We start from the raw sequence: 15,344 nt of genomic DNA on the forward strand, positions 1-15,344 counted from the left end.
CTCCTTTTTTTTCCTGCACTGAATGTTCAGTCTTCAGGATGTCAAAGCCATGTCTTATTTGTTAAATTTGAATGACGTGATCCCGCGCCACGCGACGCATCAACTGCATCAAATGGTCCAGCGCATCATGGCGCGTGTCCTCAAACCAACCGGGCTTTTTGCCGAGGTCATCCCAAACACGCAGCTTCACGGCATCGGCAAAAAAAGGCTCGGCTTCGAAAGCAGCGCATTCGTGCGTCGTCATGAGGCCGCCCTGCAATTGCAGGCTGCGCACCGAATCGGGCGAGAGCTTGCGGGCATAGGTCTCGCGGGTGCTGACCAAATAGCGTTTGGCCTGCACATGCAAACGCACGGGCTCCGATACAGCAGGCCCAAACACAGGCAGCAGCACATCGGCACCGACTCGTTCGTGTTCATCGTCTTGACCGTGAAGGGTAGGCGTGCCCTCCAGATTCACCCACAAATGGCCCACATCGTGCAGCCAACTGGCCAGTTGCAAAGACGCACTGGCACCCGATTTTTCAGCCAGACGACCGCATTGCCACGCGTGCATCAACTCGGTCACCTGTTCGCCTGCATAGACACGGTCACCGCCTTGCTCGTAGAGCGCCAAAAGGGTGTTCATCATTTTTTGCATGGCGAGACTGTGATCCCGCAACATGTCAAAACCATGACAAAACGGGGCTGTGCCGCGCTGACTTATCGCCTTCATGAAAGCGTCACAGGCCATTTGTATGATGCGCTCATGTCAAAGTCCTTTGATTACCATGCGCCAAGGCCTCAATCCTGAACAAGCGTTTTGGTCACGTCTGAGCGGACCGCAACAAGCATGGCTGGCGGGCCAACTCAAGGCCCAGCAACCGCGGCCCGGCGATGGCGTCGTCTGGTCATGTGAGGGGCTGGACTTGGGTTGGGTGAGCGCCGAACGCGCGCAGGACATGGTGGCTTTGCTGCCGGGTTGCACCCTCGCGCAGCGTCGTTTGCGCTGGCAACCTTTAGCAGACCCGGCTTTGCAGCGCAGCCAAACGCTGCAGGCTTTTTTAGTGCAACAAGCGGCACAAGGACGGCTTACCGGTTGGCGAGGTGAATTTTTTGCATGGTGGCCTGACACCCCCGCCTACCCTCCGGCTTTGGATGTGCCCCCATTTTTGTGCGTGGAGCGCTCTGGCTTCAGGCACCTGGGCATGATGAGCCATGCGGTGCACATCCATGGTTTTTTGCCTGAGGGCTATCTGTGGTGCGGCCGCCGCTCAGACCACAAAGCCACCGACCCCGGCCTGCTCGACAACTTGGCCGCAGGGGGCTTGACGGCGGGAGAAAGCCCTTTGACTACAGCTGTGCGTGAACTGGCTGAAGAAGCCAGCTTGCACTTGACCGAACCAACCCGCTTGCGGGGGGCCGGCGTGATCCGCACCCAAAGGCTTGAGCCCCAAGGCTGGCATGACGAGCAATTGCTCGTTTACACCTTGCATCTGTCTGAGCAAGAGACCCCCCTCAATGCCGATGGCGAGGTGCAGGAATTTCTGTGCCTGAGCCCGGATGAGGTGGTCTCACGCATGCAATCGGGACAATTCACCCCAGACGCTTGCGCTTCGCTGGCCCAAAGTTTGTCGGGGCTCATGACGTCATCCTGAGTGAGGCCGTCTCACCAAGAGCTGTTTTCAAAGGGTGTAGATCACGGGCGTCACGATTGGCATGCAGGTGACGCGGGGTTAGCTCAGAGTCGGTTATCGTTTGGCTTTTTAGCAGACCCTTGGAACCCGACCATGATCCTCGAACTCGCCGACATCCGCATCCAGCCAGGCCAGCAGGCCGCTTTTGAACAAGCCATTGAGCTGGGCCTGAACACTGTGGCCTCCAGGGCCAAAGGCTTTCGGGGGGCCAAGGTCAACCGCTGCATCGAAACCCCCGAGCGCTTTGTGCTGCAGATTTTCTGGGACACACTGGAAGACCACACGGTGGGCTTTCGCCAGTCACCGCTGTTCACCGAGTGGCGCGCCATCGTCGGCCCCTTCTTTGCCGCGCCTCCTCACGTAGAGCATTTTGAGTTGACCTACACCTCGGCCTGATGCTTGACTCAGGCGGCTTGATGGCCTTGCACCAGACGCGAGAGCAAATGCACAAACTGGCTCTGCTCTTGCGGCGTCAGAGGTGCCAGAATTTTTTCTTGCACCTGGGCTACATCCGACTGAATGCGGGCCAGGGCCTGCACCCCTTGGGGCGTGACCACCAACAGCTTGCGCCTGCGGTCGGCCGGATCGGCCTCGCGCACCACCCAGCCCTTGGCCTCCAGCCGCCCGATCACCGAACCCGAAGTCGCCGGATCAAAGGCCACCCGCTTGGCCAGGCTCACTTGGTCGATGCCGGGGCTGCCCAGCAAGGCGTTCAGGATGGCGAACTGCACAGGCGTGATGTCGGCACTGGCCAATTGTTCGGCAAAAATGGCCACGGCAATTTGCTGGGCCCGGCGAATCAGGTGACCCGGCGTGGCCTGAAGGTCGATGCTTTGGATCATGTGGGTGACGTGTTGCGGGGATGACGCAGGAGCCTGAGTTCAGACATTCCGATTACCATCTGATTTTCATTTTTTGAGAAAGCGTCCCATGAGTTTTGTATTTTCACCCATGCCTGTGGTCTCGGTGCCTGTGCTCGGTCAACCCGAACGTTTTCCGGTGCACCGCATTTACTGCGTGGGCCGCAATTATGAAGAGCACGCCAAAGAGATGGGATTTACCGGGCGCGAGCCACCTTTCTTTTTCCTCAAGCCTGCCGACAGCCTGGTGGTGGTTGAAGCCGGCCAGACCGGCGCCATGCCCTACCCCAGCCTCACGCAAAACCTGCACCACGAGATCGAACTCGTGGTGGCCATTGGCCAAGGTGGGCGCAACATCTTGGCCGCCGATGCGCACAAGCACATTTATGGCTACGCCGTGGGCCTGGACATGACACGCCGCGACCTGCAAAACGAGATGAAAAAGCAAGGCCGCCCCTGGTGCATCGGCAAAGCCTTTGATCACTCAGCCCCCATCGGCCCGATCACGCCGATGGCGCAAGCCGGTGACGTGAACCAGGCTGAGATCAGCCTGCAGGTCAACGGTGCAGACCGCCAGCGCAGCAACGTGGCCAAACTCATCTGGAGCGTGGCCGAAACCATCGAACACCTGTCCGCCGCCTGGGAACTGCAGCCCGGAGACCTGATTTACACCGGCACCCCCGAGGGTGTAGCTGCCGTGGTGACGGGTGACACCTTGGTGGGCCAAGTGGCAGGGCTGGGCAGTTTGCACCTCCAAATTTACTGATGCGGGGCTGAGACCAGAACTGTGTTCTGGTTCTCGCCAAAAGCGTTTTCCCTATGAACAAAAGTGCGCAACCACAAAACTTCACAGGGTTAACCCCAGAGAAATATCAAGAAAGTTGCAACATAATTCATATTCTCAAGCCAAAAGCCATTTAAAAGCTTTTGAACCCACGCTTTTGACCAGCCGAATTTCATTAACCGACCGATCGGTTGGTTTATGATGATTTTTTTAAACCCATGATGGAGACAAGTCGATGAAAAAATTTCTGCAACAAACGGCCTTGGCCGCAGGCCTGATGGCCGTTGGTTTTGGCGTTCACGCCCAAACCATCACCTTGAAGGTGCACCACTTTTTGGGCCCACAGTCCATTCAGCACACCACCATGCTGGGCGACTGGTGCAAGAACATCGCCAAAGACTCCAACAACCGCCTGCAGTGCCAGATCTTCCCAGCGATGCAGTTGGGCGGCACCCCTCCGCAGCTGTATGACCAAGCCAAAGACGGCGTGGCCGACGTGGTCTGGACCGTGGCCGGTTACTCCGCTGGCCGTTTTGCCAAAACGCAAGTGTTTGAGCTGCCCTTCACCATGACCAATGCCGCCGCCACCAGCCGCGCCGCTTGGGACTTCGTGCAAAAGCACGCCATGGACGAGCACAAGGATGTGAAACTGCTGGCCGTTCACGTGCACGGCCCAGGCGTGATCTTCACCCGCGACAAACAAGTCACCAAAATGGAAGATTTCAAGGGCATGAAGATGCGCGCCCCCACGGCCAACGTGACCAAGATGCTGGCCAAGATGGGTGCCACACCCGTGGGCATGCCTGTGCCCCAGGTGCCTGAAGCTCTGTCCAAAGGTGTGATCGATGGCGCTGTGATTCCTTACGAAGTCGCCCCTGGCCTGAAGGTACACGAGCTGACCAAGTTCAGCGCCGAAACCGACAAGAGCTTCCCGGCCCTGTACACCACCGTGTTCGTGGTGCCCATGAACAAGGCCAAGTACGAGTCGCTGCCTGCTGACCTGAAAGCCGTGATTGACAAGAACTCCGGCCGCGAGTTCTCCGCCTTCCTGGGCGGCACGCAAGAGGGCAACGATGTGCCTGGCCGCAAAGTGTTTGCCAACACCAAAACCCAGACCATTTCGGTGATCCCACCGTCTGAGCTGGCACGCTGGAAAAAGGCCACCGATGAGCAGGACAACGAATGGGTGGATGCGATGAACAAGCGCGGCCTCAACGGCGGCGCCATGCTCAAGGATGCCCAAGACCTGATCAAGCAATACACCAAGTAAAGACCTCGGTCTTGCTTTGAGTGCAATGGGGTGAGCTGCGGCCCACCCCATTTTTTTGTCCCAAGGAGAAGCCCCATGGCTGAAGCCGTCTATGTTTTATCCACACGTCAGTACCAAGGCCTGGGCTGGGTGCTGGACCGTTTGTGCAAACTGCTGGCCATCTTGTCGGGCTTGACCCTGCTGGCCATGGCCTTCATGTCTTTGCGCAGCATCGTTGGCCGCGCATTTTTTGATGCCCCACTGCTGGGTGACTTTGAACTGGTGCAATTTTTGTGCGCGGGCGCAGTCGCCATGTCGCTGCCCTATACACACTGGATCTCGGGCCATGTCATTGTGGATTTCTTCACCGCCAATGCCCCGGCCCGGCTCAACGCCGTGCTCGACACCTTGGCCAATTTGCTGTTGGCGTTTTTTGCCGGCCTGATCTGCTGGCGTGTGTGGGTAGGCATGCTCGATTTGCGTGGCAACTTTGACGCCTCGATGCTGCTGGAAATCCCCACTTGGTGGGCCTACACCCCATTGGTGCCTTCGTTTGCGCTGTTGTCGCTCACGGCCCTGTACCGTAGCGTCGAAAAAATGAAAGAGATTCAATCATGAGCGGCATCGAATGGGGTGGGTTGATGTTTGCAGTCCTGCTGGGGCTGCTGGCGCTGCGGGTCCACATTGGCGTGGCCATGCTGCTCACGGGGACGGTCGGTTACACGTTTGTGGCGGGCTGGGACCCGCTGATGAGTTTTTTCAAAAACGCGGCCTTTGCCCGCTACTCCACTTACGACCTGTCGGTGGTGCCGCTGTTTTTGTTGATGGGCCAATTTGCCACCAACGGGGGCTTGTCCAAGGCCTTGTTCAAGGCGGGCAACGCCATGATTGGCCACTGGCGCGGCGGCATGGCCATGGCAGCGGTCACCTCGTGCGCAGGCTTTGGGGCCATTTGCGGCTCATCCTTGGCCACGGCGGCCACCATGGGCCAAGTGGCTTTGCCCGAACTCAAGGCACACAACTATTCTGAACGCCTGTCGGCTGCCGTGATCGCAGCGGGCGGCACATTGGGCATTTTGATTCCGCCCTCCGTGCCCTTGGTCATCTACGCCATCATCACCGAACAAAACATCGCCAAAATGTTTTTGGCGGCCTTTGTGCCGGGCATCATCGCCGCCATCGGTTACATGGTGGTCATTGGCATCATCGCCCGCGTCAGTCCGCAAGATGCGCCACGGGGCGTGCGCTTTAGCTGGGCGCAGCGCCTGACGGCCCTGGCCGAAACATGGCCGGTTTTGCTGATCTTTTTGGTCGTGATTGGCGGCATTTACGGCGGCTTTTTCACCCCAACCGAAGCCGCCTCCATTGGCACCGTGGCCACGGCTTTTGTGGCCTGGAAATCCGGCGGTCTGCGCGGCCAGGGCTTGCTGCAATGCCTGTATGGCGCAGCGGCTGGCACGGGCATGATCTTCTTGATCTTGCTGGGCGCCGACATCTTGAACGTGTTTTTGGCGCTGACCCAGGTCAACGCCGAACTGGCCAAGTGGGTGGTGAGCATGGACCTGTCACCGCTGGCCGTGCTGTTCACCATCATTGCCATTTATTTGGTGCTGGGCTGCGTGATGGACAGCTTGTCCATGCTGCTGCTGACCATCCCGATTTTCTTTCCCATCATCATGGGCATTGATTTATGGGGCATGGACCCCGAGTCCAAAGCCATTTGGTTTGGCATATTGGCACTGATGGTTGTGGAGATTGGCTTGATCACACCACCCGTGGGCATGAACGTGTTTATCATCAGCAGCATGACGAAAGATGTGCCCATGAAGGACATCTTCCGCTACATCATGCCCTTCCTGGCCTCTGACTTTTTGCGCATTTTGCTGATCGTCTTTGTGCCCTCCGTCGTTCTATTTGTCCTGAAACTCTGACCATGTACACACGAGAAGCCATTCGACACTGCCGCCAGTGCGGCGCATCGGTGGCTTACCGTTTGCCTGACGATGGTGACACCAAGCAACGCGCCATTTGCACCGTTTGCCACACGGTGCACTATGAAAACCCCTTGAACGTGGTGGGCACCGTGCCCCATTGGGGCGACCAGGTGCTGCTGTGCAAGCGCAACATCGAGCCGCGCAAAGGCAAGTGGACCTTGCCCGCAGGTTTCATGGAGCTGGGTGAATCGACATCGCAAGGCGCGGCCCGCGAGACCACCGAAGAGGCGGGTGCGCAATTCATCATGGAAGACTTGCTCACCGTGATGAGCGTGCCGCGTGTCGGCCAGGTGCACCTGTATTACCGCGCCCGCCTGACCAGTGATGTGTTCGACCCCGGGCACGAAACCATGGAAGCGCGCTTGTTCAAAGAAGACGAAATCCCTTGGGACGAATTGGCTTTTCGCACCGTCAAGGAAACGCTGGAGCATTACTTTGCCGACCGGCGTGCGGGCCGCTTTGCCACGCACGCTTTCGACATCGCCTGAGCTCTGTCCTCAAGAGCTCAGCGCCTCAGGCCAGTCCTCACACGTCAATCGCCGCAGCCGACCCCGCCTGTTTGCGCAACTCAAACTTTTGAATCTTGCCCGTGCTGGTTTTGGGCAACTCACCAAACACCACCGCGCGCGGCACCTTGAAGCCCGCCAAGTGCTGCTTGCAATGCGCCACGATCTGCTCGGCTGTGACCTGGGCGTCGGCTTTCAACTCCACAAAGGCGCAAGGCGTCTCGCCCCAACGTGCATCGGGCTTGGCCACCACGGCGGCGGCCAGCACCGCGGGGTGGCGGTAGAGCACGTCTTCCACCTCAATGGATGAAATGTTTTCGCCGCCTGAGATGATGATGTCTTTGCTGCGGTCCTTGATCTTGAAGTAACCGTCCGGGTACTGCACCGCCAGGTCCCCGCTGTGGAACCAGCCGCCCGCAAACGCCTCTTGCGTGGCCTTGGGGTTCTTGAGGTAACCCTTCATGGTGATGTTGCCCTTGAACATGATCTCGCCCATGGTCTCGCCATCTTGCGGCACCGGTTGCATCGTCTCAGGATTGAGCACCCGCACATCGCGCTGCAGGTGGTAGCGCACGCCTTGGCGGGCATTCAGCCGGGCCCGCTCGCCAATGTCAAGCGCGTCCCACTCAGGATGCTTGGGGCACACGGTGGCGGGGCCATAGACCTCGGTCAGGCCGTACACATGGGTCAAGTCAAAGCCCATTTGCTCCATGCCCTCGATCATCGAGGCCGGGGGCGCTGCGCCCGCCACCATCGCCTTGATGCCAGCGGGCACACCCGCCTTCATGGCCGCCGGGGCATTGACCAGCAGGCCGTGCACGATGGGCGCACCACAGTAATGCGTGACGCCATGGTTACGCATGGCGTCGAACATGGCCTGTGCATCCACCTTGCGCAAACACACGTTCACGCCAGCCCGCGCGGCCACTGTCCACGGAAAGCACCAGCCGTTGCAATGGAACATGGGCAGCGTCCACATGTAGACCGCGTGTTTGGGCATGTCCCATTCCAGAATGTTCGAGATCGCATTCGTCGCCGCACCCCGGTGGTGATAAACCACGCCCTTGGGGTTGCCGGTGGTGCCGCTGGTGTAGTTCAGCGCAATCGCGTCCCACTCGTTGGCAGGCAGGCTCCAGACGAAGTCGGCGTCACCGCTGGCCACAAAGGCTTCATAAGTGACCGTGCCCAATTTTTCAGTCGGGCCGGTGTAAAGCGCGTCTTCCACATCGATCACCAGCAAAGGCCGTGTGGACTGGCGAAGCGCCAGGGCTTTTTTCATCACACCCGCAAACTCGGGGTCTACGATGACGGCCTTGGCCTCGCCATGGTCCAGCATGAATGCCACCGTCTCCGGGTCCAGCCGGGTGTTGAGGGCGTTGAGCACCGCCCCGGCCATGGGAATGCCAAAGTGCGCTTCCACCATGGGTGGCGTGTTGGGCAACATCACAGCCACCGTGTCGTTTTTGCCAATGCCCGCCTGCGCCAGCGCGCTGGCCAGTTGGCGGGTGCGGCGGTAAGTGGTAGTCCAGTCCTGGCGCAAATCGCCATGCACGATAGCCAGCCGCTGGGGGTAGACCTCGGCCGTACGCTCAATGAAGCTCAAGGGCGAAATCGGCGCGTGGTTGGCGGGGGTCTGGGGCAAGTCTTGGTCAAAGATACTGGTCATGGGGGTCTCCTGGCTTGTTGGTTTCATTGTAGGCAATGCACTCGCCATGACGAGATCGGCGTCATCGCGAAGCACGAAGCGATCCACCATGGTCCACAAACGCATGGATGGTTGCGCTGCGTTCGCTATGACGGGAACAGCGTCATCGCGAGGCACGAAGCGATCCACCATGGTCCACAAATGCATGGATGGTTGCGCTGCGTTCGCTATGACGGGAACAGCGTCATCGCGAGGCACGAAGCGATCCACCATGGCCCACACATGCATGGATGGCTGCGCTGCGTTCGCTATGACGGGAACAGCGTCATCGCGAGGCACGAAGCGATCCATAGTGGTCCACAAACGCTTGGATGGCCGCGCTGCGCTCGCCATGACGGGAACAGCGTCATCGCGAGGCACGAAGCGATCCATAGTGGTCCACAAACGCTTGGATGGCCGCGCTTCGCTCGCCATGACGAGATCGGCGTCATCGCGAGGCACGAAGCGATCCACCGTGGTCCACAGACGCATGAATGGCCGCGCTGCGCTCGCCATGACGATTTTTTGCCGCGCCTACCGTGACACAGCAAGACCTAAGGCAGCCCGAACTTCGGCGAAAATACCCCGATGGCCATCCCCCAGTCTTTCATTCAGGAGTTGCTGTCCCGCGTCGACGTGGTCGACATCGTGGGCAAGTACGTGCAACTCAAGAAAGGCGGCGCCAACTTCATGGGCCTGTGCCCCTTCCATGGCGAAAAATCCCCCAGCTTCAGCGTCAGCCCCACCAAACAGTTTTTCCATTGCTTTGGCTGCGGCAAAAACGGCAATGCCATCGGCTTTTTGATGGAGCATGCAGGCATGACCTTCATCGAAGCCGTGAAAGACCTGGCCCAGCAAACCGGCATGGTGGTGCCCGAAGAACAACAGTCGCCCGAAGACCGCGCCCGCGCCGCCGCCGCCAAGGCCAAGCAAGACAGCCTGAGCGATGTGCTGGAGAAAGCAGGCGAGGCTTACCGCGACCAGCTCAAAATCACGCCGCACGCCATCGATTACCTCAAGGGCCGGGGCCTGTCGGGCCAGATCGCCAAGCGCTTTGGCCTGGGCTATGCGCCCGAGGGCTGGCGCTCTCTGGCCAGCATCTTCCCCAAATACGACGACCCGCTTTTGGCCGAGTCGGGCTTGGTGATCGTCAACGAAGAAGACGACAAACGCTACGACCGTTTTCGCGACCGCATCATGTTCCCGATCCGCAACATCAAAGGCGAGTGCATCGGCTTTGGTGGGCGGGTGATTGGCAGCGGCACCCCCAAATACCTCAACTCGCCTGAAACCCCGGTGTTTCACAAAGGCCGCGAGCTGTATGGCCTGTACGAAGCGCGCGAAGCCCTGCACAGCGCGGGCTATGTGCTGGTGACCGAAGGCTACATGGACGTGGTGGCGCTGGCCCAACTGGGCTTTGCCAACGCTGTGGCCACGCTGGGCACGGCCTGCACGCCCGACCATGTGCAAAAGCTGTTCCGCTTCACCGATTCGGTCGTCTTCAGCTTTGACGGCGACGGCGCAGGCCGGCGCGCCGCCCGCAAGGCGCTCGATGGCGCCCTGCCCTACGCCACCGATGTGCGCAGCATCAAGTTTTTGTTTTTGCCCGCAGAGCACGACCCCGACAGCTATGTGCGCGAGTTTGGCCAGGACGCCTTTGCCGATCAGATCAAGCAAGCCATGCCGCTGTCGCGCTTTTTGATCGAAGCGGCCAGCGTCGACTGCGACCTGCAAAGCGCCGAAGGCCGCGCCCGCCTGTCCAGCCAGGCCCGCCCACTGTGGCAACTGCTGCCCGACGGTGCGCTCAAGCAGCAATTGCTGTCGGAGCTGGCGCAACTCATCCAACTGGAAACCGCAGGCCTGGAAAAACTGTGGGGGCAACAAGCGGCCAGCGACCAGCGCTTTGCACCCGCGGCACGCAATGCGGCCACACCCGCAGCCCAGTCGCCCAACGCGGCTTTCAGCCAAGCGGCCAGCGCTGGGCATGACGACTACCCCCAGTTTGAGCCGCACTACGGCGAGCCGCCAGCCTGGTCGGGGGCCAACACGTTTGCGCAGTCCAACGGCAACAGCAACTGGAAAAACAAAAATCCCAACTGGACGCCGGGCAGCAAGTTTGGCAACAGCAAATACAAACGCGAGCAGCCACCGGTTTACACCGGCCCACGCACCGTGCCCGCCAGCCGGGCCGACCACGCCGCCCGCCTGCTGCTGGGCAATATGGCGCTCTGGGAAACCTTGGCGGGTGAAGACCACGCCATGCTGTGCGCCCTGCCCGCGCCACACGGTCCGCTGTTTGCGTGGCTCGAATCGGAGTTCCATGAACAAGGGGCTTTGGGCTGGTCCACCCTGCGTGAGCACATGCAAGGCCAGCCTTTTGCCGACGACGCCACCCGCTGGATGGCGCAGGATAAACTGAGCGCTGTGGCCGGCAGCGAAGACGCCACCCCGCCCGACCCACAAGAAGCCCGCCAGGAACTGCGCCGCTTGCTCACCATGCTGATGATCGACCGCCTCAAGCAGCTCGAAACCGAAGCCCTGACCCAGGCCAGCACCGGGCAAGACCCCGAAGCCCAGCAACGCTGGCGCAGCCTGCACGAACGCCGCAAAGCGCTGATGGCGGCAGCAACACCGCACAACGAGTCCTGAAACTCTCGGCCCTTGTCGCCGCTGCAAAAACTTTGCCCAAAATTGTGCCGGGTTTTAATGACTGACTTGGACCGATTCCCAGTGGCTGGTGTGTCTGACTAGCTGACTGGTCTGTGCTTGTTTGACTTTTGTAGGAACGGTCTCTGACCGCGAAAATACTCGAGCCGAAGCCTTCGCGGTCTGAGACCGCTCCTACAACATGACAGCCGCCCCATGGCCCGCTTATTACGGTCAACCACCGATCCTGCAAAACTGGATCGGTGCTCGATTGGCTTTTGTGGGAGCGGTCTCTGACCGCGAAAATGCCCGCGCCGAAGCCTTCGCGGTCTGAGACCGCTCCTACAACATGACAGCCGACACATGCCCAGCTTTACGCGGTCAGCCACCGATCCTGCAAAACTGGATCTGTACTTGACTGGCTTTTGTGGGAGCGGTCTCTGACCGCGACAATGCCCGTACCGATGCCATCGCGGTCTGAGACCGCTCCTACAACATGACAGCCGCCCCATGGCCAGCTTTTGGCGGTCAGCCACCGATCCTGCAAAACTGGATCTGTGCTCGATTGGCTTTTGTGGGAGCGGTCTCTGACCGCGAAAATGCCCGTGCCGAAGCCTTCGCGGTCTGAGACCGCTCCTACAACATGACAGCCGCCCCATGCCCAGCTTTGCGCGGTCAGCTACCGATCCTGCAAAACTGGATCTGTACTTGATTGGCTTTTGTGGGAGCGGTCTCTGACCGCGAAAATGCCCGTGCCAAAGCCATCGCGGTCAGAGACAGCTCCTACAACATGACAGCCGCCCCATGGCCAGCTTTACGCGGTCAGCCACCGATCCTGCAAAACTGGATCGGTGCTCGATTGGCTTTTGTGGGAGCGGTCTCTGACCGCGAAAATACTTGTGCCGAAGCCATCGCGGTCTGAGACCGCTCCTACAACATGACGGTCGACCCATGGCCCGCTCTTTGCGGACAGCCACCGATCCTGCCAAACTGGATCTGTACTTGATTGGCTTTTGTGGGAGCGGTCTCTGACCGCGAAAATACTTGTGCCGAAGCCTTCGCGGTCAGAGAACGCTCCTACAACACGACAGCCGACCCATGCCCAGCTTTACGCGGTCAACCACCGATCCTGACAAACTGGATCGGTGCTCGATTGGATTTTGTGGGAGCGGTCTCTGACCGCGAAAATACTTGTGCCGAAGCCATCGCGGTCTGAGACCGCTCCTACAACATGACGGTCGACCCATGCCCCGCTTATTACGGTCAGCCACCGATCCAACAAAGCATGTCGGGCCTTACTTGCCCACCAGCTGGGTGAACTTGTCCGCCTCGAAGGTCTCGCGGGTGGCCGCATCGCCAGGCATGGCCACTTGCTGCTGGGCACACAGCTGCTCCAGCGCTTGCCAGATCATGGCGATCTGGTGTTCTTGCCCGGCCGCGTTGTCGATCAAACCGCGCAGTGCCTGACTGACCGGGTCATCGTCTTGCGTGATGCCATAAGCCGTGAACTTGCGGTCCGTGCTCGACACATCAGCACTCTCACCCGCCTTGGACGGAATGATGCGCGCTGGAATGCCCACCGCTGTGGCCCCCGCAGGCACCGGCTTGATGACCACGGCATTGCTACCAATCTTGGCCCCATCACCCACCTCAAAGCCGCCCAGCACCTTGGCCCCAGCGCTGACCACCACATCTTTACCCAGTGTTGGGTGACGCTTAACACCTTTGTACAGCGATGTGCCGCCCAAGGTCACGCCTTGGTAAATCGTGCAACCGTCGCCAATTTCAGCGGTTTCGCCCACCACCACACCCATGGCGTGGTCAAAAAACACGCGCTCACCGATCTTGGCCCCCGGGTGGATTTCAATGCCGGTCAAGCCCCGAGCCACATGCGAGATGAAACGACCCAACCACTTGAAGCCGTGGTTCCAGCACCAGTGCGCCCGGCGGTGCAGCACCAAGGCGTGCAGGCCTGGGTAACAGGTCAGCACCTCCCAGGCGGTGCGTGCTGCGGGGTCCCGGTCAAGGATGCATTGGATGTCGGAGCGAAGGCGAGAAAACATAGGCTTTGAGTCTATCGCTTGCCGCTGGCGTTTTGGATCATGGCCTTCGCCACCCCGCGCAGGATGTGGATTTCTTCCGGGCTCAAGTCGGCCCGGTTGAACAACTGGTTCAGGCGCGGCATGAGTTTTTTGGGGGCAGCCGGGTCCAGAAAACCAATGTCGGTCAGCGCCTGCTCCCAGTGGCCGAGCATGCCCGCCACTTGTTGTGCGTCGGCCTTGTCCGCGGGCGGCACGGCGTCCTGCACGGGGAAACCGCCCAAAGCCACCCGCCAGTCATAGGCGATGACCTGAATGGCCGAGCCCAAGTTGAGCGAGCCAAACTGCGGATTCGTCGGGATCGACAGCGCCACATGGCAGCGGTAAACATCCTCGTTTTTCATGCCAAACCGCTCAGAGCCGAACAAGAAGGCCACACATTGCTCGGGTGCACCGGGCCGGGTCAACTCGGCAAAGTGCTCCCGGGGCGAGCGGGTGGGCGGGCCAAAGTCGCGCGGCGTCATGGCGGTGGCACACAGGTGGGTCACGCCATCCAAAGCTTCTTCCAGTGTCTCCACCACACGGGCCTTGGCCAGCACATCGTTGGCGCCACTGGCGCGCTGAATGGTTTCCTCTTTGCGCAGCACATTCGGCCAGCGGGGTGCCACCAGCACCAAATCGTCAAAGCCCATGACCTTCAGGGCCCGGGCGGCAGCGCCCACATTGCCAGCATGGCTGGTTTCTATCAAGATAAATCGCGTTTGCATGCCCCGATTGTCCACCCTGGGACCTGGCCCGCGAGACCGCCTCGGCGCTGCGTGACACCCAAATGACGGGCGTGCGTGCTTTTCATGAGAAAATGCAGCCCTTGTTGCCGCGATCGTGCGTGCGTTACACCCGTTCTTCACACAATTCATGTCGTCCAATCTCCACCCCATGCTCAACGTGGCCATCAAGGCTGCGCGCGCCGCTGGCGCCATCATCAACCGCGCTGCGCTCGACGTTGAAGCGGTCCGCATCTCGCAAAAGCAGGTCAATGACTTCGTCACCGAAATTGACCACGCCAGCGAAAAAGTCATCATCGAGACCCTGCTGACCGCCTACCCTGACCACGGCATCCTGGCCGAAGAGTCGGGCCGCGAATTCGGTAACCCGCTCGCTGACCACATCTGGATCATCGACCCCCTGGACGGCACGACCAACTTCATCCACGGCTTCCCCGTTTACTGCGTGAGCATTGCCCTGCAAGTGCGCGGCAAGATCGAGCAAGCCGTCATTTACGACCCCACCCGCAACGATTTATTCACCGCCACCAAAGGCCGTGGTGCGTTCATGAATGACCGCCGCCTGCGCGTGAGCAAGCGCATCCGCTTGCAGGAATGCATCATCTCAACGGGCTTTCCCTTCCGCAAGGGCGACAACTTCAACCAGTACCTGCGCATGATGGGCGACGTCATGCAACGCACCGCCGGCCTGCGCCGCCCCGGTTCCGCCGCTTTGGACTTGGCCTACGTGGCCGCAGGTTTCACCGACGGTTTCTTTGAAACAGGCCTCTCGCCTTGGGACGTCGCTGCAGGCTCGCTGCTGGTGACCGAAGCCGGTGGCCTGATCGGCAACTTCACGGGCGAGTCCGACTTTTTGGAACAAAAAGAGTGCCTGGCGGGTGCCCCTCGCATTTACGGCCAGCTGGTCACCATCTTGGGCAAGTACAGCAAATTTGCCAGTGCGGGCGACAAGGCCAACGTGCGCACCGCTGTGGACGCCCTGAGCCGCGAGCGCACTGGTGATACGCACAACCCGGACGCCGAAGGCGCTGACGCTGCCCCCAGCGAAAGCACCGAAGCGGCCAGCGACGAGCGCAAAGACGCGCCGTTTTAAGCGCGCGACGGACGCGTCCAACACGCGTCTT

Annotated in this window: 15 protein-coding genes; 10 read left to right on the forward strand and 5 right to left on the reverse strand. The window is 60.1% G+C overall.

Annotated elements, in window-relative coordinates:
• Positions 1-61 precede the first annotated feature (61 nt).
• A complete protein-coding gene (locus B9Z50_RS02045) occupies positions 62-625 on the reverse strand; it encodes an HD domain-containing protein (protein ID WP_146183141.1) in 564 nt (187 codons plus the stop codon).
• A gap of 142 nt (positions 626-767) precedes the next feature.
• Here B9Z50_RS02045 and B9Z50_RS02050 point away from each other — a divergent pair, with 142 nt between their 5' ends.
• Positions 768-1,634, forward strand: coding sequence for an NUDIX domain-containing protein (locus B9Z50_RS02050; RefSeq protein ID WP_158270613.1), 867 nt, complete (start codon positions 768-770; stop codon positions 1,632-1,634).
• Between the two features lie 132 nt (positions 1,635-1,766).
• Entirely contained in the window at positions 1,767-2,069 is a 303-nt protein-coding gene (locus B9Z50_RS02055; RefSeq protein ID WP_062405927.1) for an antibiotic biosynthesis monooxygenase, read from the forward strand.
• Positions 2,070-2,077: 8 nt separating this feature from the next.
• Here the strand turns inward: B9Z50_RS02055 and B9Z50_RS02060 are convergent, their stop codons facing one another.
• Positions 2,078-2,515, reverse strand: a complete 438-nt coding sequence (locus tag B9Z50_RS02060) for a MarR family winged helix-turn-helix transcriptional regulator (protein ID WP_108362021.1) — start codon at positions 2,513-2,515, stop codon at positions 2,078-2,080.
• A gap of 88 nt (positions 2,516-2,603) precedes the next feature.
• Between B9Z50_RS02060 and B9Z50_RS02065 the strand changes: the two genes are divergently transcribed.
• The 5 genes from B9Z50_RS02065 (at position 2,604) to B9Z50_RS02085 (ending at position 7,048) form a co-directional block, all read left to right on the forward strand.
• Entirely contained in the window at positions 2,604-3,299 is a 696-nt protein-coding gene (locus B9Z50_RS02065; protein WP_108362022.1) for a fumarylacetoacetate hydrolase family protein, read from the forward strand.
• Between the two features lie 253 nt (positions 3,300-3,552).
• Complete coding sequence (locus tag B9Z50_RS02070) at positions 3,553-4,587, forward strand: TRAP transporter substrate-binding protein (RefSeq protein WP_108362023.1); 1,035 nt, start codon at positions 3,553-3,555, stop codon at positions 4,585-4,587.
• A gap of 75 nt (positions 4,588-4,662) precedes the next feature.
• Positions 4,663-5,184 carry a TRAP transporter small permease gene (locus B9Z50_RS02075; protein WP_199221650.1) on the forward strand — a complete coding sequence of 174 codons (522 nt, stop codon included), beginning with the start codon at positions 4,663-4,665 and terminating at the stop codon, positions 5,182-5,184.
• Positions 5,181-6,497 (forward strand): TRAP transporter large permease, encoded by a 1,317-nt coding sequence (locus tag B9Z50_RS02080; protein WP_108362024.1) that lies wholly within the window; start codon positions 5,181-5,183, stop codon positions 6,495-6,497. The genes B9Z50_RS02075 and B9Z50_RS02080 overlap by 4 nt, the downstream gene beginning before the upstream one ends.
• Positions 6,498-6,499: 2 nt before the next feature.
• Positions 6,500-7,048 carry an NUDIX hydrolase gene (locus B9Z50_RS02085; protein ID WP_108362025.1) on the forward strand — a complete coding sequence of 183 codons (549 nt, stop codon included), beginning with the start codon at positions 6,500-6,502 and terminating at the stop codon, positions 7,046-7,048.
• Between the two features lie 37 nt (positions 7,049-7,085).
• Here the strand turns inward: B9Z50_RS02085 and B9Z50_RS02090 are convergent, their stop codons facing one another.
• Positions 7,086-8,732, reverse strand: coding sequence for an acyl-CoA synthetase (locus B9Z50_RS02090; protein ID WP_108362505.1), 1,647 nt, complete (start codon positions 8,730-8,732; stop codon positions 7,086-7,088).
• 606 nt (positions 8,733-9,338) lie between these two features.
• Here B9Z50_RS02090 and dnaG point away from each other — a divergent pair.
• Both dnaG and B9Z50_RS18055 read left to right on the forward strand, forming a co-directional pair.
• On the forward strand, positions 9,339-11,399 hold the full coding sequence (gene dnaG / locus B9Z50_RS02095) for a DNA primase (RefSeq protein WP_108362026.1): 2,061 nt from the start codon (positions 9,339-9,341) through the stop codon (positions 11,397-11,399).
• Between the two features lie 199 nt (positions 11,400-11,598).
• Positions 11,599-11,730, forward strand: coding sequence for a hypothetical protein (locus B9Z50_RS18055; protein ID WP_255418345.1), 132 nt, complete (start codon positions 11,599-11,601; stop codon positions 11,728-11,730).
• A 961-nt stretch (positions 11,731-12,691) separates the two neighbouring features.
• Here the strand turns inward: B9Z50_RS18055 and cysE are convergent.
• Both cysE and B9Z50_RS02110 read right to left on the reverse strand, forming a co-directional pair.
• The gene (gene cysE / locus B9Z50_RS02105; protein WP_108362028.1) at positions 12,692-13,459 is read right to left on the reverse strand and encodes a serine O-acetyltransferase; all 768 of its coding nucleotides are present in this window, start codon (positions 13,457-13,459) and stop codon (positions 12,692-12,694) included.
• An 11-nt stretch (positions 13,460-13,470) separates the two neighbouring features.
• Positions 13,471-14,202 (reverse strand): RNA methyltransferase, encoded by a 732-nt coding sequence (locus B9Z50_RS02110; protein WP_108362029.1) that lies wholly within the window; start codon positions 14,200-14,202, stop codon positions 13,471-13,473.
• Between the two features lie 148 nt (positions 14,203-14,350).
• Here B9Z50_RS02110 and B9Z50_RS02115 point away from each other — a divergent pair, with 148 nt between their 5' ends.
• On the forward strand, positions 14,351-15,313 hold the full coding sequence (locus B9Z50_RS02115) for an inositol monophosphatase family protein (RefSeq protein WP_108362030.1): 963 nt from the start codon (positions 14,351-14,353) through the stop codon (positions 15,311-15,313).
• The last annotated feature ends 31 nt before the right edge of the window (positions 15,314-15,344 follow it).

The sequence above is a fragment of the Limnohabitans sp. Bal53 genome (assembly GCF_003063355.1).
GTDB lineage: Bacteria > Pseudomonadota > Gammaproteobacteria > Burkholderiales > Burkholderiaceae_C > Limnohabitans_A.

Bases quoted from the DNA above. Each gene is read 5' to 3' on its own strand.
- B9Z50_RS02045 (WP_146183141.1), bottom strand. From the start codon at position 625: ATGAACACCCTTTTGGCGCTCTACGAGCAAGGCGGTGACCGTGTCTAT.
- B9Z50_RS02050 (WP_158270613.1), top strand. From the start codon at position 768: ATGCGCCAAGGCCTCAATCCTGAACAAGCGTTTTGGTCACGTCTGAGC.
- B9Z50_RS02055 (WP_062405927.1), top strand. From the start codon at position 1,767: ATGATCCTCGAACTCGCCGACATCCGCATCCAGCCAGGCCAGCAGGCC.
- B9Z50_RS02060 (WP_108362021.1), bottom strand. From the start codon at position 2,515: ATGATCCAAAGCATCGACCTTCAGGCCACGCCGGGTCACCTGATTCGC.
- B9Z50_RS02065 (WP_108362022.1), top strand. From the start codon at position 2,604: ATGAGTTTTGTATTTTCACCCATGCCTGTGGTCTCGGTGCCTGTGCTC.
- B9Z50_RS02070 (WP_108362023.1), top strand. From the start codon at position 3,553: ATGAAAAAATTTCTGCAACAAACGGCCTTGGCCGCAGGCCTGATGGCC.
- B9Z50_RS02075 (WP_199221650.1), top strand. From the start codon at position 4,663: ATGGCTGAAGCCGTCTATGTTTTATCCACACGTCAGTACCAAGGCCTG.
- B9Z50_RS02080 (WP_108362024.1), top strand. From the start codon at position 5,181: ATGAGCGGCATCGAATGGGGTGGGTTGATGTTTGCAGTCCTGCTGGGG.
- B9Z50_RS02085 (WP_108362025.1), top strand. From the start codon at position 6,500: ATGTACACACGAGAAGCCATTCGACACTGCCGCCAGTGCGGCGCATCG.
- B9Z50_RS02090 (WP_108362505.1), bottom strand. From the start codon at position 8,732: ATGACCAGTATCTTTGACCAAGACTTGCCCCAGACCCCCGCCAACCAC.
- dnaG (WP_108362026.1), top strand. From the start codon at position 9,339: ATGGCCATCCCCCAGTCTTTCATTCAGGAGTTGCTGTCCCGCGTCGAC.
- B9Z50_RS18055 (WP_255418345.1), top strand. From the start codon at position 11,599: ATGACAGCCGCCCCATGGCCCGCTTATTACGGTCAACCACCGATCCTG.
- cysE (WP_108362028.1), bottom strand. From the start codon at position 13,459: ATGTTTTCTCGCCTTCGCTCCGACATCCAATGCATCCTTGACCGGGAC.
- B9Z50_RS02110 (WP_108362029.1), bottom strand. From the start codon at position 14,202: ATGCAAACGCGATTTATCTTGATAGAAACCAGCCATGCTGGCAATGTG.
- B9Z50_RS02115 (WP_108362030.1), top strand. From the start codon at position 14,351: ATGTCGTCCAATCTCCACCCCATGCTCAACGTGGCCATCAAGGCTGCG.